The 19,238-nt window shown below is 40.3% G+C and carries 20 protein-coding genes; 5 read left to right on the forward strand and 15 right to left on the reverse strand.

What is annotated here, in order from left to right; genetic code table 11:
- Positions 1–425: 425 nt before the first annotated feature.
- The gene (gene glnB, locus ABMY41_RS16450) at positions 426–764 is read right to left on the reverse strand and encodes a nitrogen regulatory protein P-II (protein ID WP_349275455.1); all 339 of its coding nucleotides are present in this window, start codon (positions 762–764) and stop codon (positions 426–428) included.
- Between the two features lie 173 nt (positions 765–937).
- Between glnB and ABMY41_RS16455 the strand changes: the two genes are divergently transcribed.
- Together ABMY41_RS16455 and ABMY41_RS16460 are read left to right on the forward strand one after the other, a co-directional pair.
- Positions 938–1,489: a GspH/FimT family pseudopilin gene (locus ABMY41_RS16455; RefSeq protein WP_349275456.1), complete on the forward strand. Its 552-nt coding sequence runs from the start codon at positions 938–940 to the stop codon at positions 1,487–1,489.
- A gap of 78 nt (positions 1,490–1,567) precedes the next feature.
- On the forward strand, positions 1,568–2,098 hold the full coding sequence (locus ABMY41_RS16460) for a GspH/FimT family pseudopilin (RefSeq protein ID WP_349275457.1): 531 nt from the start codon (positions 1,568–1,570) through the stop codon (positions 2,096–2,098).
- Here ABMY41_RS16460 and ABMY41_RS16465 read toward each other — a convergent pair whose 3' ends face one another.
- The 13 genes from ABMY41_RS16465 to murJ form a co-directional block, all read right to left on the reverse strand.
- Entirely contained in the window at positions 2,099–2,521 is a 423-nt protein-coding gene (locus ABMY41_RS16465; protein ID WP_349275459.1) for a type IV pilin protein, read from the reverse strand.
- Between the two features lie 16 nt (positions 2,522–2,537).
- Positions 2,538–5,786, reverse strand: a complete 3,249-nt coding sequence (locus tag ABMY41_RS16470) for a PilC/PilY family type IV pilus protein (protein WP_349275460.1) — start codon at positions 5,784–5,786, stop codon at positions 2,538–2,540.
- A 1-nt stretch (position 5,787) separates the two neighbouring features.
- Positions 5,788–6,312, reverse strand: a complete 525-nt coding sequence (locus tag ABMY41_RS16475) for a pilus assembly protein PilX (RefSeq protein ID WP_349275461.1) — start codon at positions 6,310–6,312, stop codon at positions 5,788–5,790.
- On the reverse strand, positions 6,300–7,298 hold the full coding sequence (locus ABMY41_RS16480; protein ID WP_349275463.1) for a PilW family protein: 999 nt from the start codon (positions 7,296–7,298) through the stop codon (positions 6,300–6,302). Before ABMY41_RS16480 ends, ABMY41_RS16475 begins: the two co-directional genes overlap by 13 nt.
- A gap of 1 nt (position 7,299) precedes the next feature.
- Positions 7,300–7,854, reverse strand: a complete 555-nt coding sequence (gene pilV / locus ABMY41_RS16485) for a type IV pilus modification protein PilV (protein ID WP_349275465.1) — start codon at positions 7,852–7,854, stop codon at positions 7,300–7,302.
- A 178-nt stretch (positions 7,855–8,032) separates the two neighbouring features.
- Complete coding sequence (locus ABMY41_RS16490; RefSeq protein ID WP_349275467.1) at positions 8,033–8,746, reverse strand: LytTR family DNA-binding domain-containing protein; 714 nt, start codon at positions 8,744–8,746, stop codon at positions 8,033–8,035.
- A complete protein-coding gene (locus ABMY41_RS16495; RefSeq protein WP_349275469.1) occupies positions 8,743–9,768 on the reverse strand; it encodes a histidine kinase in 1,026 nt (341 codons plus the stop codon). Before ABMY41_RS16495 ends, ABMY41_RS16490 begins: the two co-directional genes overlap by 4 nt.
- 38 nt (positions 9,769–9,806) lie before the next feature.
- Positions 9,807–10,736: a 4-hydroxy-3-methylbut-2-enyl diphosphate reductase gene (gene ispH / locus ABMY41_RS16500; RefSeq protein ID WP_349275470.1), complete on the reverse strand. Its 930-nt coding sequence runs from the start codon at positions 10,734–10,736 to the stop codon at positions 9,807–9,809.
- Positions 10,736–11,176 carry an FKBP-type peptidyl-prolyl cis-trans isomerase gene (gene fkpB, locus ABMY41_RS16505; protein WP_252948880.1) on the reverse strand — a complete coding sequence of 147 codons (441 nt, stop codon included), beginning with the start codon at positions 11,174–11,176 and terminating at the stop codon, positions 10,736–10,738. The genes ispH and fkpB overlap by 1 nt, the downstream gene beginning before the upstream one ends.
- Positions 11,173–11,673 carry a signal peptidase II gene (gene lspA / locus ABMY41_RS16510; RefSeq protein WP_054561910.1) on the reverse strand — a complete coding sequence of 167 codons (501 nt, stop codon included), beginning with the start codon at positions 11,671–11,673 and terminating at the stop codon, positions 11,173–11,175. The genes fkpB and lspA overlap by 4 nt, the downstream gene beginning before the upstream one ends.
- 9 nt (positions 11,674–11,682) lie before the next feature.
- Entirely contained in the window at positions 11,683–14,508 is a 2,826-nt protein-coding gene (gene ileS / locus ABMY41_RS16515; RefSeq protein WP_349275472.1) for an isoleucine--tRNA ligase, read from the reverse strand.
- Between the two features lie 25 nt (positions 14,509–14,533).
- Positions 14,534–15,460, reverse strand: coding sequence for a bifunctional riboflavin kinase/FAD synthetase (gene ribF, locus ABMY41_RS16520; RefSeq protein ID WP_349275474.1), 927 nt, complete (start codon positions 15,458–15,460; stop codon positions 14,534–14,536).
- A gap of 73 nt (positions 15,461–15,533) precedes the next feature.
- Positions 15,534–17,114 (reverse strand): murein biosynthesis integral membrane protein MurJ, encoded by a 1,581-nt coding sequence (murJ, locus tag ABMY41_RS16525; RefSeq protein ID WP_349275476.1) that lies wholly within the window; start codon positions 17,112–17,114, stop codon positions 15,534–15,536.
- Between the two features lie 243 nt (positions 17,115–17,357).
- On the opposite strand from murJ, the gene rpsT reads away from it, so the two are divergent.
- Positions 17,358–17,618, forward strand: a complete 261-nt coding sequence (gene rpsT, locus ABMY41_RS16530; RefSeq protein WP_054561913.1) for a 30S ribosomal protein S20 — start codon at positions 17,358–17,360, stop codon at positions 17,616–17,618.
- A gap of 95 nt (positions 17,619–17,713) precedes the next feature.
- On the opposite strand, the gene ABMY41_RS16535 is transcribed toward rpsT, so the two are convergent.
- Entirely contained in the window at positions 17,714–18,097 is a 384-nt protein-coding gene (locus tag ABMY41_RS16535; RefSeq protein WP_054561914.1) for a response regulator, read from the reverse strand.
- Between the two features lie 150 nt (positions 18,098–18,247).
- On the opposite strand from ABMY41_RS16535, the gene ABMY41_RS16540 reads away from it, so the two are divergent.
- The gene (locus ABMY41_RS16540) at positions 18,248–18,691 is read left to right on the forward strand and encodes a hypothetical protein (protein ID WP_349275478.1); all 444 of its coding nucleotides are present in this window, start codon (positions 18,248–18,250) and stop codon (positions 18,689–18,691) included.
- Positions 18,692–18,791: 100 nt separating this feature from the next.
- Positions 18,792–19,037, forward strand: a complete 246-nt coding sequence (locus ABMY41_RS16545) for a hypothetical protein (RefSeq protein ID WP_054551958.1) — start codon at positions 18,792–18,794, stop codon at positions 19,035–19,037.
- Positions 19,038–19,238 lie beyond the last annotated feature (201 nt).

Below are 19,238 nucleotides of genomic sequence, written 5' to 3' on the forward strand. Positions count from 1 at the left end.
AGATACCAAGCGCACAGGGCGTGCATCGGTCAGCGTGTTATGGCAAGGATGGCTTAAATTACAAGCCATCCTAGAAGGCTACGATTTAGCTAAATCTCTTGAGTCAGACTTGTGATCAAGAGACAGCCTAAGGTGCCTTTTTTAATGTTTGCGATCGAATATACCCAAACCACCCCAAGGTGCGAGTTTTAGTTGGAATTAAAAGCGATTTAGGCAAGGCATTGATTGCAAGTAATAGTGGTTCTATTGTTAAATCTATAAAGCAGTATAAATCGCTTTTAAACCAACCCTTTTGGCGCCACAAGCACTTACTTTCATCGTTGTTACTTCTTAAAAGGGACTACCATTTTTGCAAAGTAACGCCTTTATATTAAGCACCTGTGAAACGCTGAATTCTGCATCTTGAAGTGGCTTGGGTATACTAATTAAATTGCGTCTTCATCTTCTTCAGCGGTACGAATACGTACGACACGCTCAACGTCAGTGACAAAGATTTTACCGTCACCAATTTTACCTGTTTGCGATGTTTTAACGATGACATCAATAGCACGATCGACATTTTCGTCACTTAACACGATATCTAATTTCACTTTAGGTAAAAAATCGACCATGTATTCAGCACCACGATAAAGTTCTGTGTGGCCTTTTTGACGGCCAAAACCTTTTACTTCACTTACAGTCATACCCGTAATACCTACATCTGATAGGGCTTCGCGTACATCGTCTAACTTAAACGGTTTGATGATTGCTTCTATTTTTTTCATGCTCACTACTTATTAAAGCTTTAGTTGCCTCGATTTTAGACAATCACGGAGTTCATAGCAAACAAAGCAAATGAATTCGATGATAAAACAACCAAGCATGGTATAATTATTTATAAGCCTGAATTATAAATCTTTTTCAACTAGCTATAATAAATGTAGTAGGTATAAATAATATGAGAAAATTCCAAACCGGTTTAACTTTATTAGAGCTTATGGTGGCAGTTGCCATAGTGGGTATTATTGCCTCTATAGCACTTTGGGACAGCAGCGATATGCTTGAGGAAAACCGTGCTGAGAGCTTTTTACTTGAACTAAAACGTAATATTAGTTTTGCCCGTTCGCAAGCTGCTAGTACCGACGAAATAGTTGTTATATGCCCTACAGGCCAGGGGAAAATTAAAAACAATACAGATACATTTAGTTGCAGCTATAAATGGGATGAGAATAAAATTATTACCGTGTTTATTGATATAGATAACGATGGCAATTTTAACAAGGCAAAAGATACGCTTTTACGTGCTATGGAAGAAATATCAGATAACGACAAGTTAACCTTTACAGGGAATGACGACCGCTTACGATTTAATACCAGTGGACGAATTACCACAACCCCTGGTGACTTTGTTTTTTGCCCTAATGGTGGCACTGAAAATAATAAAGCACTGACTTTATCACAATCGGGTACGGCTTTTTATACAGGTGATACAACTCAAACTTGCGGTTAAAAAAAATACAAATTATATTGTCATATTTCTATCATTTACTACACTGAGCTAATACATTTTTGACTCAGGGCTTCAGGGATGAGGTTATCTACCCAAACTCAGGCTGGCTATACGCTTTTAGAATTGATGGCATCTATTGCTATTGTGAGTATTGTTAGCCAAATTTCTCTATCGGTTTTTCCTGACTTTTTAGCGAAAAACCGTGCCGACAATCATGTTGGTTTACTGCACCGAAACATTAACTATGGCCGCCTTTACGCCATTGAAAATAGCACTTATGTTACTTTGTGTGTTTTAAAAGATAATCAATGCACTAAAGATGAGTGGGATGGGCAAATGTCGCTGTTTATTGATAACGATAAATCGACCTCGTTAGATACCAACGACCTATTAATAAGCACTTTTGAAAAAATTCATGATGCAGATTCTATGCAATACCCTCGTAGTGCAATTACCTTTAGACCTGACGGCTCTTTGAATGGTTTTCAAAACGGAACATTTATATATTGCCCCAATAAAGATAAAGCCAACCTGGAGGGGTTGGCTTTATCTGTGAGTCAAACAGGTCGAATACGTGTTAAATCAACCGATAAGTGTCAGAGCAACTAGTTAACGTCCCCAACAATACTCAACATCTGAGTTACCTTTGGTTCCTTTAGCGCCTTTGTAACCAGTGTCAGTGATTGTAATTTGTGTGCAATCACCGTCGCCTTTTACTGCACCCGCGATAGGTTTAGCTGTAATTATAAAGGTATTGTTGTCATCATCCACATCAATCGATAGCTCAAAATGGCCGTTTTCTGTGGTGTCTTGTATACCTAAGTCAGAAAATGTCTCTGTGTACTCACGGTTATCTACAAAGTACTGCTCTTGTTTGTTAGCAGCGTCTAAAAGCGCCGCTGCGGCCTCTGCCCTAGAAGAGCGTTTTACATACTCAGTATAATTTGGCAGTGCTATTGAGGCTAAAATCCCTACAATAGCTACGGCTATCATTAGCTCAATCAAGGTAAAACCACGTTGTTTTTTTATCATTTCAGCCGCCTTAATCTTATTCGTTCTGTATATTTTCATCATTTTCTTCGCGTTTATATATATACGTTTGCTGTGTTTTAAAACCAAACCCTAATGTTTCATCTTTTACAAGTTGTATTTTATCGTCTACAACTTTTAATCCTGGCCCTGTAATTTCAAGTGGTTGCAGTGGGTTTTTAGCATTATCACCTTTTATGCCCGGTCCAATTAAATAGAATTGGCTTTTAGGTACTTTTGAAGAATCATCATCGCACTTTCCATTACCATCGCTATCGGCGCAAGTAGAGCCAAAGTAAAGCTGTGGTGTATCAGGTACTTCAGTACTAGTTGCAAACTTTAAATCATCATAAACTTTAGTACCGTAATGTAAATGAAAAGCATAAAGTGAGCCGCCACCGCCACTGAGCGAGCATTGGTTTTTAGCCGATGACTCTGAAGCAGGTGTGAAAGATGTAAAATATGCAACGCCACCAATTACTGTTGCAGCCGCTAATGATTTTTCCCCTGCAGCTAATCTATATCGCCACCCTTTAAACTCTGCCCCAAGCTTTGCTTCTAATTCAATAAAACCAGTTACGTTATTTAACGCATTACCAAATGGATCATCATTCATTACCATTAAATTATCTGGTTTTATTACGTCTGGTTTTTTATCTGAAAATAATTGTGTAACTGTATTTTCATCTCTTATCATAAACAACTGATCTGCTGTTTCAACGTCATTAGGGTTTGTTCTTTTCCCACTGCCAATAACAACTGCATCGAATGGAGTGTCTAGTCTAGTGGTAACATCTCCCTTTATTGTCACTTTACTAAATAGCGTTCGTGCAACCATTGGTTTGTAAAAAAAACGCCTATCAACACTCCCGCCTAGTTCAGCCAACTTATGGTGATTAAACGCTTCCTTCTTATCACTAGGCATATCAACTCGCCAGATATTACCGCCAGTATCTGCTGCATAGATTCTATCTATGTAGCCGTCATAATCAGAATCAAGTAACGTGACATCTGCTGCAATACTGTGTTTACCAGTAAAGCTATTGTTACTGCGCAGTGACCAAAGCTTTTTACCGGTTTTAGCATCAACAATAAACACATCTCGACCCATTGAGTCTGCATCGCGTTTATTCCCTTTGTCTTTATCTTTATCTTTAATGGTGTCGTAGCCACCGCCAAAAATCAAAACGGGCTTATCACCAAAGGCTTTTATAAACGCAACTTGTGGTTTCGACCAAGACTGACCAAGCTCTTCAAAACCTGAATCTACCCCGCCTTTAATACTCCACATTAAAGAAGGTGAGTCAGGCTTAGTAATATCTAACCCATAATAATTTCTACCGCCACGTCGCATGCCTGCAAACGCCCATACAGTATCACCTTTACCAGCATTAACAATGCCATCATTAATACCATCGGCATCTAAACTCTCATTTTTAGAGTACGCGCTAATAGGGCCATCCATGCCATATTTTTTTCCGGCCTCTTTGGCTCTAAGCGGCTTAATAATATTAAATAACGCTGAAGGTATGAATGCCCAGCTTTCAGTTACTTCATTCTTACTATCATCATCTTTAAACATGTGTAAAAAGCCTGCGTTTGTACCGACAAGTATACGAACATCATTATTGCCATAATCAATCGCCACAGGTTTTGAATGTAAAGGGTCGCCAAAAATATCAGCTCGCTGGGTGCTTGTACTATTCTCATTATCAACATCAACACCACGTGCCCAGTTTATTGTTGAATCAAAAACGCTTTCAGAAACATTAAAAACACCAGCAGCTTTTTCTTTGTCACCATAAACTTTCACAAGGTTAGATATAGTAAATACCCCAATATCTGAAATTAATTTACGCTTACCCGGATCTAAACTTGTCAGCATCGCATTTACTCCACCGCTTTCAACGGAGTTGCCGTCAGCTAAATTGCCCTTCGTCCAAAATGTTTTAGCATCTTTTTTAATTAATCCGTCACTATTTAATGCAAGCGTTGATGTTGAATCTATAAGTTTATTTCCCATCACTTTTATTTTTTTTAAATTACCGCGCCACCGAGTGCCTACCTCTGGATAAAACATCGCAAGGTATACCGCATCTTTGCTACGGGTTTGATCCACGTTATTACTTGCAAAAGACGGAGAGGTAAATGTACTGTTCTCCTCGCGTATTAATGTAATAGTATTTTTAAACGCCTCAGATAGTTGATCCGCCGAATTTGCATGAAGATATTTCCCCCCCCCTACTTTTGCAGCCTCTTCAAGTAGATCAAGTGCCTCTACCCTCATACTATTACCAAAACCAATGGTAAATAAGCGAGCCGTATCAATAGACTCTGTTGTAGATGGATAGAGATCAACTTGCTTATCTTCAGTACCATGTAATATTCTCGCCAAAGCGACTAAGTAACTATTATAATAACCAAACGAATTAGCATCACGATTAAACAAGCTTTTATGAATATTATTTATATCCGTATTCGCTTCACCATCATTTTGCGGCTCGCCGTCTGTCATTAATATAACGTTTATGGAGTTATCACAGCGCAGTTTATTCCCTTTATTTTTTCTAAAAGGTGATTTGTAATTTTGATTATTATCAACACTTTTATCTCTGTCTTGAACACCATCTGCAAACTTAATACTTTTTCCTGTAATGTATAAATATGCCTCCCACAAAGTTTCTGTTAATGGAGTTGAACCATATGCAGGTAGTTCATTAATTTCCTTAACTAGTGTATTTTCATTTGCACCAATTCTAGCAAGCACATAGCCACCACCTGGCTCATTATCAGCGTTATAATTAAAACGCATCAGACCAAAATCAATGTCGTCGTTATCTTTAACCAGTTGTTTCACTGCAGTTTTTGCAACATTTAAGCGACTTTCATTACACGTAGCACTATAATATCCATCACTGTAACTATATCCAGCACTTGTTGATGGTCCATTATAAAAACGCCCCCACCGTGAGCCTGTATCAGCTTTTTTGAAGCATTGCTCTGTGTTATTGGGGCCTGAGCTCTCAAAACAAGTTGTTTGATAAAAATCAGGGTAATTTACCGATCTCCCATCCCATTTATAACACTGCCCTCCATCGGTCACATCCCACGCCATACTCCCTGATGTGTCAAAAATAAATAGTACCCGTGGCTTTTCATCTATGTTGGCATTCTTGTTTACATACAACTCTATGTCTTCCGCGGCTGCGGTCATTGTAAAAAAAAGGCACATAATATAGGTAAGTACTAAATTAGTTGCTCGTTTCATGTTAAATCCCCTTACCTTTATCAGCCATTTCTTGCGCTATACCTGTTACAACAGTTAACTGGTGCTTACTCTTAGAGCCATATTCTATAGTAGTGGTGACTTGCACCATATTGCATGAAACCCCAGCCGTATAGCTATAGGTACGCGGGCAGTTTAATTCTAGCTGGCCGTTGTTCAGGTTGTTAAGAATACTTTTCATATCACTATTAGGTAATGATATGTCTTTCTCATTTATAGTAATCACAGAAGTATCATCCTTTTTTTCTTCAGTTTTTGTTTCACTTGATGTAAGAAAAAAGCTGCTTGCAGCTCCTTTTGCTGCCTCTGTTGCAATTACTTTTTGCACTTCGCCTACTAATTCATTTTCAGCAACTTCTCGCTCTTGTGCGGCATTGGTAATTTTAATATCAATCGTACTGCTACTCATCAAAGTAACGGCAATACCCGTTACGGCTATTACCATAATTAATGCTGTAATAAGCACTACACCTTGCTGCCTATTTTGTAACATATTTAAATTTTCCATAGGTTTCCCCCAACGTTACTTAAACGAATAGTAGTGGTGAATACGGTGCGTCTGTAGTTATCATTAAATGTTAATTCTCGCTTACCTGAACCTTCTCCAAGTATATATTTTTGATTATTAATTTTAATTCCAGGGTCGGGTTGCAGTGTTCTTACCAATAAAAATAGTTGTAAGGTCAAAATTCCTTTACGATTTTCCCAATCAGTCGGTGTCATATCTGCGATACTTTTATAGGTATCGACTCGACTATCGTTAGTAGTATCGAGACCAAACATAAAGCGCATATTTTCAATACCTTCCATGATAGTTTCTGACGTCATACCGTTATTAACTAATCGCTTACGTTTTAATACAGGAACTGTTATTTTTTTATTATTTACTTCATATGTTTGCTCTGCAATATAATAGACATGATGGCTATAAGGCCATATTGTTGCATTACCATTGGTAGGGGTGTAATTACCAGTTACAAACATGGCATTCTCCTGCTCTGCAACAAAATAATTAACCTCATCTATAGTTTTATTAATGTTATTGGCAGCATTATACTGGGGATCACCCTGTAAAAATTTCAGTTGTAGAATATCTGTATCTTTAACTGCATCACTGATGCAATTTAGCTCATTGTTGCTTTTGGCTGTTTTTGCGTAAATGGAGCGAAAGTTACTGCTGCTCGTTAAATCAGGGAAACTACCATTATTTAATCCCTCACCACAATCTGGGGTCTCTGTGATAGCTGAATTAACAACAGTATTAGCTGTAGTGAATGAATCATCGTAATAAGTACCCCAAAACCCGACTTGCTCAATATCTCGTTGCATTATATTTATTGCTAATCGGCCCGACTCTTGCAACTCTCCTATAGCCATAGTGTCTTTAGTCGTTACTTTCATACCAATATAAGTAAACATAACACCACCAAGTATAAGCCCACCAATGAACAAGGAAATCATCACCTCTATAAGTGTAAAACCTGTTTGCTTCATGTTAACTCCTCACATAAATATAACTGGTAATTACCACTAAGCGACGCCTTTTATCAGCCGTACCACACGTAACACCCTCTGTCTCTTTATTTGCGGAAAACTCTTGGCGCCCTTGCCACGTTACTATAACTTCTAAATTAAACCCTTTTCCTCCAGTGCCAGCGACTGCCTCAGGATTAATACATACTGTAGCACTGTCTAAAGAGCCGGTATTTTCTCGTGCGCGTATTGCTCGTTTCCATTGCTCTATATCGAGTAAGGCAATTTGTGCGGCACTACATGAGGAATTAAAACAAGTTGTCGATGAACTGGCTTTAGTTTCACTGCTAAAATTTTGTTTATAAAGTGTTGCTAATTGAGGTGTATCATTTGCTCGTATCCGTTGAATAATGTCATTACCTAAAACAACTGCTGCTGCTCGTTGCATAGAGTCAAAGCTTGCCTGTTTAGCTTTTGCTTGCAGTGCAACAGCGCCTAATAAGCCAAAGCTTAAAATAACAAAGGCAATAAGTACTTCTATAAGGGTAAAGCCTTGCTGCTCAGAATGTTTAATCATGGTGAAGTTCATTGATACTTTTACATACCATAAGAATATTACGACACAAATAAATAACAATCTGTATATGGACGAGCGGTCAAAATGCGCGATAAACGGTACTTAAACTTTGCTCAAACTTAGATAATGACTAATAAAGAAAGTAATTATTGAAGATAAGATGCTGCAATGAAGATTGTTATTTTTTACCCATTACACCTTTAACATTTTTAAGCTCTCGGCGACTAACTGCCAAAGGCTCTTCATACTGCTTCATCGTAACTGTATGCCCACCTGAAGATGGGCTATTAATGCTAACAATATGTTGCTTATTCACAAGTGTATTTCGGTGAATTCTAAGTAGCTGAAGCGGATAGGTTTGCTCTAGTTGCTTTAAACTTTGCTCAACAAGTGCCTCACCTTCAAAAAACACTACTCGGGTATATTTTTGCTCTGCGATACAGCAAATAACATCATCTATATTTACTCTTCTTAATACGCCTGCAAGTTGATAACAAATATAGTTATTTTCAGGGGTTAATACTTGAGTTCGGTTTAATTTACTAAGCTGCGCCATTGCTTTTGTTAAAGCTTGCTCGGATACAGGTTTAACTAAATAGCCATCTACTGCGAGCTCAAATGCAGTTAACGCATACTCAGGATGCGCTGTTAAAAACATCACTGCTGGGGGGATCGAAAACTGTTTTAGTTCAGCAGCTACTTCAAGGCCCGACTGCTTGGGCATATTAATATCAAGCATCACTAAATCGGGCTGTAGTTGCTTACAAAGTTCAATTGCTTGCTCACCATTACTTGCTTCACCAACAATAGTGCAACCCTCATTTGCAGCTAATAAACGTTTTATACGTGCCCTTGCTAGTGGTTCATCATCAGCAATCAAAACTTTTATCATGCATCCCTCTGCTTTGGTATTACCAGCTTCACTCTAAATACATCATCACGAATTGTGGTCGTCAGCTGTGCTTTTTGTTGATAGAAAAGCGCCAAACGTTGGCGGATATTATCCAGTGCCATCCCATTACCTGTTCGTGAGTTATTCACTTCTGCAGCTACAGGATTCGTTATAATAAAGGTATAAGCTTTATCCGATTGATGCATTTCAACAGAAATATTGCCTTGTTCTGCTGGCTCGACGCCATAAAATACCGCATTTTCAATAATTGGCTGTATTGTTAAACACGGAATATCAATGTCTGGCAACTCGCTAGGTAATTGCCAGCTTAATGCTAGGCGTTCGCCATAGCGCCAACGCTCAAGGGCTACATACTGTTGGCACAAAGTAATTTCGTCAACAAGCTTTATGGCTTTACCACTGCGCATAGCAGCCTGTGACAGCGCCGCCAGCGCTAAAATTGCTTGTTCAGCCGCGTCAGCATCATAATGTGTCAGCTCAGCTGCAGTGTTCAAACTATTAAACAAAAAGTGAGGACGAATTCTTGCTTGTAATGCATCAAGTTCAGCCTGCGCTAACGCTTTCGTTTGTTGCTCTTTTTGATTATGAATAAGCAGGAATTGGCTGAACAACGCGGTGACCAAAAATATGATCAGTAAATTACTGACAATAAAGTTAGCTCTCGACTCCATAGCGAACACATCTGAAAACACTGACAAAAACAGCCAGCTAAAAGCAGACGTTAATGCCAGTAAAGTGGATATCAGAATATATAGCTGCTTTGAATGTGACAGCTTTGTAAGTAAGGCCCGGCACACATACAGTAAGGATAAGCTTGAAAGAAAAATTAGATGTAAAAAGCAGCTAAATATAGCAAGGCGTGACCAAACATCACCTAAACTCATGGGTGAAAAAGCGAGTAAAATTGCTATGACTTGGCTGACGATCAGTGTGGCAAGGACACCACGAGATTGAAAAAGAGCCGCAATCAGCAAGCCGTTTGAATTTGGCTGTTTGCTCATGGGCTCCTCTTTTAACTGTTGACTACTATTTGCTTAGATTAGCGTAGCTCAACAGGAACGGCAAATACTATATTCTCTTCTTCACCAGGATTTTCAACAACTTGATTACCACCCAGTTCTTTTAAACGAGTAATAACCTGTTGAACTAAAACTTCTGGTGCAGATGCGCCTGCAGTCACCCCCACCGCATTGACATTGTTGAACCAATCCGCTTCAACATTACTCGCATCATCAATTAAATAAGCAGTGGTGCCCATTTTGTCAGCAAGTTCACGTAAACGATTTGAGTTAGAGCTATTTTTAGCACCTACTACAAGCAGTACATCCACTTTATCTGCTAAGTCACGCACTGCATCTTGACGATTTTGCGTAGCATAACAAATGTCATCTTTACGCGGGCCATCAATCGCCGGAAACTTAGTACGAAGTGCATCAATCACATCTGCCGTATCATCTACAGATAACGTCGTTTGGCTACAGTAAAACAGGTTTTCAGGGTTTTTAACCGTTAAGCCTGCAACATCTTCAGGAGTTTCTACTAAGTAAATACCACCCGCTTCGTTGTCGTACTGCCCCATTGTGCCTTCTACTTCAGGATGGCCATGGTGACCAATTAACACGCATTCAGTGCCTTTACGGCTTGCGCGTGTTACTTCCATATGCACTTTTGTTACCAGTGGGCACGTGGCATCGAACACTTTAAGGTCGCGACGTTTTGCTTCATTGCGGACAGCTTGCGAAACACCATGTGCGCTGAAGATAACAATGCTGTCGTCAGGAACCTGATCTAGCTCTTCAACAAACACGGCACCGCGATTTTTTAAGCCATCAACAACATATCGGTTGTGAACGACTTCATGGCGCACATAAATTGGCTTTTCAAAGATATCCAGTGCACGCTCCACAATACTAATTGCACGGTCTACACCTGCGCAAAAGCCACGTGGATTCGCTAATAAAATGTCCATTAGCCTGTTACCTCTAAAATATCAACTTCAAAGGTTAAGCGCTGCCCTGCAAGAGGGTGGTTAAAGTCAATCGTGACTGAGTCACCTTGAACTTCACGAACAAGACCTGGTAGCTCTGTGCCATCTGGTTGAGTAAAGGCAATAATATTACCTACTTCAGCTGGAGTATCTGCACCAAACTTGCTGCGTTCAACATAATAAATGTTATCTGGATTCGGCTGACCAAATGCATCTTCTGGCTCTAATGCAAATGACTTACTGTCACCAGCCGCTAAACCGAGTAAACATTTTTCAAAGTTTGCTGTCAGGCTACCATCACCCATTCGCAATTTTGCAGGTTTATTATGTACCTTGGTTGAATCGGCTGCTGAGCCATCTTCTAACTTAATTGAGAAATGAAAGATCACTTCAGAGTTTTCACCAATTACAGCTTGGCTCATGCTTGTTGCTCCTTAGGACTTTCGCCTGTGAAGGCATCAAATAAAAGTAATGCGGCACCGATACAAATTGCACAATCGGCAATATTAAAAACAGGAAAGTGCCAGTTTTCGTAATATACATGCAGGAAGTCAATGACATAGCCATAAGCGATGCGGTCGTATAAGTTGCCAATCGCACCGGCTAATACTAACGCATAAGCAGAACATAATACTTTGTTAGACGCTGGCAAACGTTTCAACCACCACACTAAAAGCACGCTGATCGACACTGCAATTAAACTAAAGAACCAACGCTGCCAGCCACCTGAATCACTTAAAAAGCTGAAGGCTGCACCATAATTATGTACATAAGTGAAATTAAAAAACGGCAGAATATCAATCGACTCTTCGTAGGCCATGGTACTAACGACAAGTGATTTTGTCGCATAGTCTACTACCAAAAGTAGTAGACTAAGCCATAACCAAACCAAGCCACTTTTTCCGGCTAGTTTGCTCACAAACAACTCCTATGCGAACTGACGCTGTTCACCATCGCCATCAACATTGCTTACACAACGGCCACAGATCTCAGGGTGAGCAGGATCAGCACCTACATCATCACAGTAGTGCCAACAACGCTCACATTTTTCAGCGGTTGTAGCAGCAACTTTAATGTATAAGCCATCAATTTCTGTAGCTTGCGTATCTTCTGGCTGTGCTGTCACAGTTTCAACGGTTACGCCTGACGTTAATAGTACAAAGCGCAGTTCATCACCTAATGCAGCTAATTTCGCGCTTAGCTCTTCACCTGCATAAATGTTTACGTTTGCTTGTAGAGTAGCACCAATAACTTCTTCTTTACGAGCGGCTTCTAGTACACGGTTTACTTCATCACGCACGTTAAGGATTGTTAACCAATCATCGTTGCTGAATTTACCTTGTGAAGAGGCTTGCAAGCCATCGTACCACACTGAAGTGAATACAAATTTGTCACGCTCACCTGGTAATGCTTCCCAGATTTCTTGCGCGGTGAAGCTTAAGATCGGTGCCATCCAACGCGTCATTGCTTCGGCAATGTGATAAAGCGCAGTTTGACATGAACGACGCGCGTGGCTGTCGCTTTTCGCTGTGTATTGACGATCTTTGATTACGTCTAGGTAGAACGAACCAAGCTCACCAGTACAGAAGTTCATTAGCTTTTGCGTTACAAGTAGCATTTGATACTTGTCGTAAGCCGCTAAGATTTCATCTTGAAGCTCTGCTGCACGGCCCACAATCCAACGGTCAAGCTCAACCATATCTTCAATAGCAACTTGATCCGTTTTTGGATTAAATCCATTTAAGTTCGCAAGTAAGTAACGGCTCGTGTTACGAATACGACGGTAACGGTCAGCTGAACGTTTAAAGATTTCATCAGATACAGTCATTTCAGCTGTAAAGTCAGTTGATGCAACCCATAAACGAAGGATGTCAGCACCTAGCTTGTTCATCACGTTTTGTGGCGAAATTACATTGCCTAATGACTTAGACATCTTACGGCCGTTTTCATCAACCGTGAAACCATGTGTTAGCACTTGCTTATATGGCGCATGACCATTGATAGCAACCGATGTCATCATTGACGACATAAACCAACCACGGTGTTGATCAGAACCTTCTAAGTAAAGATCAGCAGGACCAGTTAAATCTTCACGTGCATCAACCACACATGCGTGAGTCACACCTGAGTCAAACCATACATCTAGCGTATCTTGTACTTTCATGTATTGCTCAGCGTCATCGCCAAGTAAAGTAGCTGGGTCTAAGTCATACCAAGCTTGAATACCTGATTTTTCAACCAATTTCGCAGCTTCTTCGATAAGCTCTTGTGTATTCGGGTGAAGCGCACCTGTGTCTTTATCAACGAATAATGCAATTGGCACACCCCATGTACGTTGACGTGAAATACACCAATCAGGACGGCCTTCAACCATGTTTGCAATACGGCTCTCGCCCCACTCAGGTAACCACTCCGTCTTTTTGATTTCGTTTAATGAATCTTGACGAAGGTTAGCTTGGTCCATACTTACGAACCACTGTGGCGTAGCACGGAAAATAATAGGTGTTTTATGACGCCAGCAATGTGGGTAGCTGTGCGTAAGTGCATGATGATGCAATAACGCATTGTTTTCAGTTAATACGTCAATAACGCTCGCATTCGCTTTAAATACGTGCTGACCTGCAAACATTGGTGTGTCAGGTAAGTAAACACCGTTAGCACCAACCGGATTAGCTACTTCTAAACCATAAGCAAGACCTGCCGCGAAATCCTCTTGACCATGACCAGGTGCAGTATGAACAACACCAGTACCAGAATCAGTCGTTACGTGATCGGCAACAATCACAGGCACTGTGAAGTCATAGAATGGGTGAGCAACCTGTAAGTTCTCAAGTGCGGCACCTTTTACATAACCGAGTACGTGGTAATGTTTGAAGCCATAACGGTCCATAGCATCTTTAACTAGCTCAGAACCTAAAATTAGACGTTGCTGTGCACCTTCATCATCAATTTGAACAAGAGCATATTCAAGTTTTTCGTGAACCGCTACTGCACGGTTTGCTGGTAATGTCCAAGGTGTTGTCGTCCAGATCACTGTACTAACTGCACCTGTACCTTCATGGCCTTCAGCAAGTTCAAACGCATTGATTACAGTATCTTGATCAGCAAACTGAAAACGCACATCGATTGCTGGAGACTGTTTATCTTGGTATTCAACTTCCGCTTCAGCAAGTGCTGAACCACAATCTGTACACCAGTGAACAGGCTTAGCACCTTTATGTAAGTGACCATTTTTAATGATGCGACCAAGTACGCGAATTGCATTCGCTTCAAAGTCAAAGTTCATTGTTAAGTAAGGCTTGTCCCAGTCACCAAATACACCAAGACGTTTAAAGTCTGTTTTTTGACCTTCGACTTGTTTTTTTGCGTATGCGCGACATTTTTCACGGAACTCAGCAGCAGACACCTTAACGCCTGGCTTGCCTACTTTCTTTTCAACCATTAATTCAATTGGTAAACCGTGACAGTCCCAACCCGGCACGTAAGGTGCGTCGAAGTCAGACAAAGTTTTTGACTTAACAATAATATCTTTAAGAATTTTGTTTACCGAGTGGCCTAAATGGATATCACCGTTTGCATACGGAGGACCGTCATGCAAAATGAAGGTTTTTTTACCTTTTTTAGCGCTGCGAATTTGACCGTAAAGATCGTCTTCATACCATGTCTTAAGCATCTTTGGTTCACGTTGTGCCAAATTGCCGCGCATTGGAAACGCTGTTTCCGGTAAATTCAAAGTATGTTTGTAGTCGCTCATTAATCCTACTTTCCGTATCGGCTACCTAATTTAAACCAAAACACTGCTTAGCGGCGGTTACATCATCTGCAATCTGCGCCGTCAGTTGTGTTAATGTCTCGAATTTTTTCTCATCGCGAAGCTTTTTAATTAGCTCCACGTGCATAAATTGTCCGTAAATATCTTGCGCAAAGTCAAAAAGATGGACTTCTAACAATGCGCGTGTCCCATTAAATGTGGGTTTGTTGCCAATATTTGCAACCCCATATAATTCTTTATCACCAACTTTAGTTCGTACCGCAAATACCCCATTTACAGGGCATACTTGGCGTTTTAGTGCTATGTTGGCGGTTCTGAACCCTAATTCACGACCTTTCGCCCAGCCATGAATAACACGCCCAGAAATCGCATAACCATGACCTAACATGGTTTTTGCATCTTCTAATTGCCCTGCAGCAAGCGCATGGCGAATAAGGGTACTACTGACTCTATCATTGAGTCTGCGAAAACTTGCAGTACTTTTCACATCCATGTTCAGCTCAGCGCCCATGGTTTTCAGTAACGCAAAATCGCCACGACGACGTTTGCCAAAACAAAAGTCATCACCAACAGTTAATGCTTTAACGCCTAGCTTTTCAACCAGTACTTGGCTGACAAACTGTTCTGCTTCCATGTTGGCAAATTGCTGATTAAAGCTAATGCAAATCACTCGCTCTACGCCTAATTTAGCAAGCAAACTGAGCTTATCACGTAGTCGCGTTAAACGCGCGGGTGCATTATCTTTAGCAAAAAACTCTTGTGGCTGAGGCTCAAATAACATCACGGTACTTGGCAATTGATGCTTTTCTGCGTCTTGCAACAAGCCTTTAATCACTTCTGCATGACCTAAGTGCACGCCATCAAAATTACCAATGGTCAACACACAGCCATAATGCTGCGCGCGAATATTGTGAATACCTCTAATTAACTCCATGCCACCTTTTTGCCTTTATCAGCGAGCCCAAAACATTGATATCGGGCTTGAAGGGCCGATTATAATCTTTTTTTTAGTTTGATTCAGTAGTTGCAACACTTTTTATCGTATTTAGTCGCACACCTAAAATAAATAAGGCCGCAAAGTAAACAAAAACCGCCAGCACTAATAACCCACTCAACAGCAACACTTGCTCAGTAAAGTGCCATGTTTTCCACGTAAATTGCTGGCCAACATACCATACTGAAGCAGCCATTAATAAACTTGAAAACAAACACTTAAAGGTGAAGCCCAGACTCATCGCAGAAAACTGATAAACGCCTTCTTTACGTAATTGATGATACAACAAATAGGCATTACAACTGGCCGACATCGCAGTTGCTAATGCTAAACCCAAATAGCCAATAAATGGAGCCAACATAATGTTAAACACCATATTTAACACCAGTGTTTTAATGCCTATTTTTACCGGAGTTTTAGTATCTTGACGTGAATAAAAACCTGGAGCTAACACCTTGATTAACATAAAGCTAACCAGTCCCACTGAGTAGGCCATCACACCGTAACTTACCGCCTTTACATGATCAATTTCACCGTTTTGAAACGCACCATGATCAAATAAAACCGTAATAATGAGCGGGCTTATCACCATTAAACCAAACATGGCCGGCAAGCCTAAGAAAATAACAAATCTCACCCCCCAGTCGAGGGTTAGTTGAAAATCTTTTGTGCTTTTGGTGCTATGTAGCTTAGACAATGCAGGCAGTATGACCGTTGCTATACCGATACCAAATAAGCCAAGAGGAAACTCAATTAAACGATCTGAGTAGTAAAGCCACGCGATAGAGCCAGTCATCAACATCGAGGCGATCATGGTGTCGAGTAACAGGTTTATTTGACTGATAGACACGCCAAACAAGGCTGGTAGCATGAGTTTTCGGACTTTCTTAACGTTTTCATCTTGCCAGCCCCATTTAGGGCGGCTCAACATGCGGGCACGATACAAAAATGGCAACTGGAACAATAACTGTACTAAGCCCCCTACAAACACGCCGATGGCAAGCGCGTATGCCCCCACCGAAAATTTATCGTGTAGAAGAACAGCACACGTGATAATTGATACATTCAACAGCACAGGGGTAAATGCCGCAACAGCAAAGCGATTATATACGTTCATAACCGCACCACTTAGAGCAACCAAACTCACGAAAAATAAATAAGGGAAAGTCAGTTTTAACAGTGCACTAGCAAGTACGAACTTTTCGGCATTTTCGCCTCCTTGCCACCAGTCGATAAACCAGCCAGTGCCAAATAAAGCAGCTATGACTGGAGAGGCAACCACCCCAAACAAGGTAACGATTAATAAAATAGTACCTAGGGTACCAGCTGCTTGAGCCACAAACAGCCTGACTTTATCATCGCCTTGTTGCTCTTTTATCTCAGATAAAACCGGCACAAAAGCTTGGGCAAAGGCTCCTTCGGCAAACAAACGTCTTAAAAAGTTAGGAATTCGATTGGCAAATAAAAACACATCCGCAGCAGCACTGGCACCAAGCAGATTTGCCACAACAGCATCTCGTACTAACCCTAAAATACGCGAGATCATTGTCATTGCACTAACAATCATCCCAGAACGAAATAATCCTTTTGCCACCTTAAACCCATTATAAAAAAACTTCTAAGATGGGCGATTATGCCTAAAATATCCTGAAAGCACTAGGCTCGAACCCGACCCTTTGTTACAATAGTGATATTAACTGCTAAAGCGGCAAATTGATGTTCGTTATAAGGAGCAGTTTTTCTTGAGATGTCAAAATTTCGTTGACATTCATGATAAAAACAGGCATATTCCACGGCCTTTAAATTAAGCTTATTTTAAGATTGTTAGGAGCAAACCTTGGCTAACATCAAGTCTGCAAAAAAACGCGCTATTACGAGCGAAAAAAATCGTCAACATAACGCAAGCCGTCGTTCAATGATGCGTACTTACTTCAAAAAAGTAGTTACTGCTATTGAAGCGGGCGACAAAGAAGCTGCACAAGCGGCATTCGCTGTTGCAACACCTATCCTAGACCGTTACGCAACTAAAGGTCTAATCCACAAGAACAAAGCAGCTCGTCATAAGAGCCGTTTAGCAGCTAAAATCAAAGCGCTATAATTTGTTTTTGATGAATATGAAAAAACCGGCTTTTGCCGGTTTTTTTTTACCTGTAATTTAATTAGGCACTTTCTAAATGCCCAATAATTAATTAGCTAGACAATTTCGAGCTCTGGGTAGAACTTTTTCAACATTGCGGCAATTTTCTTAGGTGTGAAAGGTTTAACCACAAAGCCTTTAGCGCCCTTCTCAATCGCTTCTTTAACGTTTTCTACTGTTGAATGAGCCGAAACCATTACAACGTTTGCTTCAGGCGAGATTTCGTTGATTTGCGAGATAATCTCTTTACCATCCCCATCGGGTAATTCAATATCTAAAAAGATAATATTGAATTCTTTTTCTTTACATGCGCTTAAACACTGCGCGGCCGTAGAAGCCTCACGCACATTGTCGATACCTAGGTGCATTAATGTTTGATTTAAAAAACTGCGAACCGTGCCTACGTCGTCCACAATAAGAATTGAAAGCTGCGTATCCATACTATTCCTCTTAACTATGAAGATAAACACTCATTGCACTTAAGAGTGTAACGCATTTAAGCTATAAGTGATTTGAATTTGACTATTATATCAAAAACTTCGTTATAATCTCATTATAGAGACCTATATTAAAAAGGCCAGATAAGCTTTATGTCTAATAAAATAAAAAAACAATCTTTGCTTGGTAAAACTCCCGAACGAAAAAAACCTACACAAACAAAGCGCCAAAGACCAACCCGCCAACAACAAGCACGCGCACAAGCTGCGCAGCAAAGTGCACCTGAAATTGAGCTTAAAAAAAGCAAAACACGCTGGTATACACTCGCAGCGGTTGTATTAATTCTGCTAATTACGCCCAAACCAGTGTTAATCACTTATGAAAAGCTAGGTATGGTCTCGCAAAGTGTATTTTGGCCAGGTGTTTTTGGTTATGGTGCAAACTTATTTGATTCAACCCTCAGCCCCCGTGCAGACCTAAGCCGCAACATTATTTACCTGTGCCAGGATAAGCGCAAACCAGATACCTGCCAGAAGTATCGCGTGACAGAGCAAAGTGGTTTTTTTGCTGCCATGAAAAAGCTAATAATGGATTAAAAAATCTAATCCGAAAATTTAAAATTACTTGGTTGAAAGCTGTGTAAAAGATCACCATAATGGCGCTCCTTTTTCAACACAGACACGATCAGATACGACCATGCTAAACGAGCTAGATTGGCTTTTAAACTTAACGTTACTTGCACTAGGACTAGGTGCATTTTTTATTAACCAGCTTACATTACTGCGTTTTGCAGCGATTAGCGCGTGTAGTTTATTATTTTTATCGTTTAGTTTAGATCTGATGTCATCAAGCGTTATCTCAAATATGAGCTTGGTGTTGATCAACACATTTTATTTATTCAAGGTCTACACATTTGGCCAATTGAATATCAATCAAGGTTAATCTTCTCCTAAGATAAATTGATAGAATAGGCTATCCCATCTATCAGCTTTTATGCCCAAGCAGCCCTCTGCTTGGGCTTTTTTTACTTACAAAATGATTGAACTGAGATACCATTAATGGCGTACATATACCCAAGCCACCTCAAGATGCAGAATTCAGCGTTTCACAGGTGCTTAATATCAAGGCGTTACTTTGCAAGAA

It is taken from the genome of Pseudoalteromonas sp. BZA4, assembly GCF_040104395.1.
Taxonomy (GTDB): domain Bacteria; phylum Pseudomonadota; class Gammaproteobacteria; order Enterobacterales; family Alteromonadaceae; genus Pseudoalteromonas.

Excerpts from the sequence above, each read along its gene's own strand:
- ABMY41_RS16460 (WP_349275457.1), top strand. The coding sequence starts at position 1,568 with ATGAGGTTATCTACCCAAACTCAGGCTGGCTATACGCTTTTAGAATTG.
- ispH (WP_349275470.1), bottom strand. The coding sequence starts at position 10,736 with ATGGACATTTTATTAGCGAATCCACGTGGCTTTTGCGCAGGTGTAGAC.
- ABMY41_RS16470 (WP_349275460.1), bottom strand. The coding sequence starts at position 5,786 with ATGAAACGAGCAACTAATTTAGTACTTACCTATATTATGTGCCTTTTT.
- ribF (WP_349275474.1), bottom strand. The coding sequence starts at position 15,460 with ATGGAGTTAATTAGAGGTATTCACAATATTCGCGCGCAGCATTATGGC.
- fkpB (WP_252948880.1), bottom strand. The coding sequence starts at position 11,176 with ATGAGCCAAGCTGTAATTGGTGAAAACTCTGAAGTGATCTTTCATTTC.
- ABMY41_RS16535 (WP_054561914.1), bottom strand. The coding sequence starts at position 18,097 with ATGGATACGCAGCTTTCAATTCTTATTGTGGACGACGTAGGCACGGTT.
- ABMY41_RS16475 (WP_349275461.1), bottom strand. The coding sequence starts at position 6,312 with ATGGAAAATTTAAATATGTTACAAAATAGGCAGCAAGGTGTAGTGCTT.
- ileS (WP_349275472.1), bottom strand. The coding sequence starts at position 14,508 with ATGAGCGACTACAAACATACTTTGAATTTACCGGAAACAGCGTTTCCA.
- ABMY41_RS16540 (WP_349275478.1), top strand. The coding sequence starts at position 18,248 with ATGTCTAATAAAATAAAAAAACAATCTTTGCTTGGTAAAACTCCCGAA.
- ABMY41_RS16480 (WP_349275463.1), bottom strand. The coding sequence starts at position 7,298 with ATGAAGCAAACAGGTTTTACACTTATAGAGGTGATGATTTCCTTGTTC.
- ABMY41_RS16495 (WP_349275469.1), bottom strand. The coding sequence starts at position 9,768 with ATGAGCAAACAGCCAAATTCAAACGGCTTGCTGATTGCGGCTCTTTTT.
- pilV (WP_349275465.1), bottom strand. The coding sequence starts at position 7,854 with ATGATTAAACATTCTGAGCAGCAAGGCTTTACCCTTATAGAAGTACTT.
- ABMY41_RS16455 (WP_349275456.1), top strand. The coding sequence starts at position 938 with ATGAGAAAATTCCAAACCGGTTTAACTTTATTAGAGCTTATGGTGGCA.
- ABMY41_RS16465 (WP_349275459.1), bottom strand. The coding sequence starts at position 2,521 with ATGATAAAAAAACAACGTGGTTTTACCTTGATTGAGCTAATGATAGCC.
- ABMY41_RS16490 (WP_349275467.1), bottom strand. The coding sequence starts at position 8,746 with ATGATAAAAGTTTTGATTGCTGATGATGAACCACTAGCAAGGGCACGT.
- ABMY41_RS16545 (WP_054551958.1), top strand. The coding sequence starts at position 18,792 with ATGCTAAACGAGCTAGATTGGCTTTTAAACTTAACGTTACTTGCACTA.
- glnB (WP_349275455.1), bottom strand. The coding sequence starts at position 764 with ATGAAAAAAATAGAAGCAATCATCAAACCGTTTAAGTTAGACGATGTA.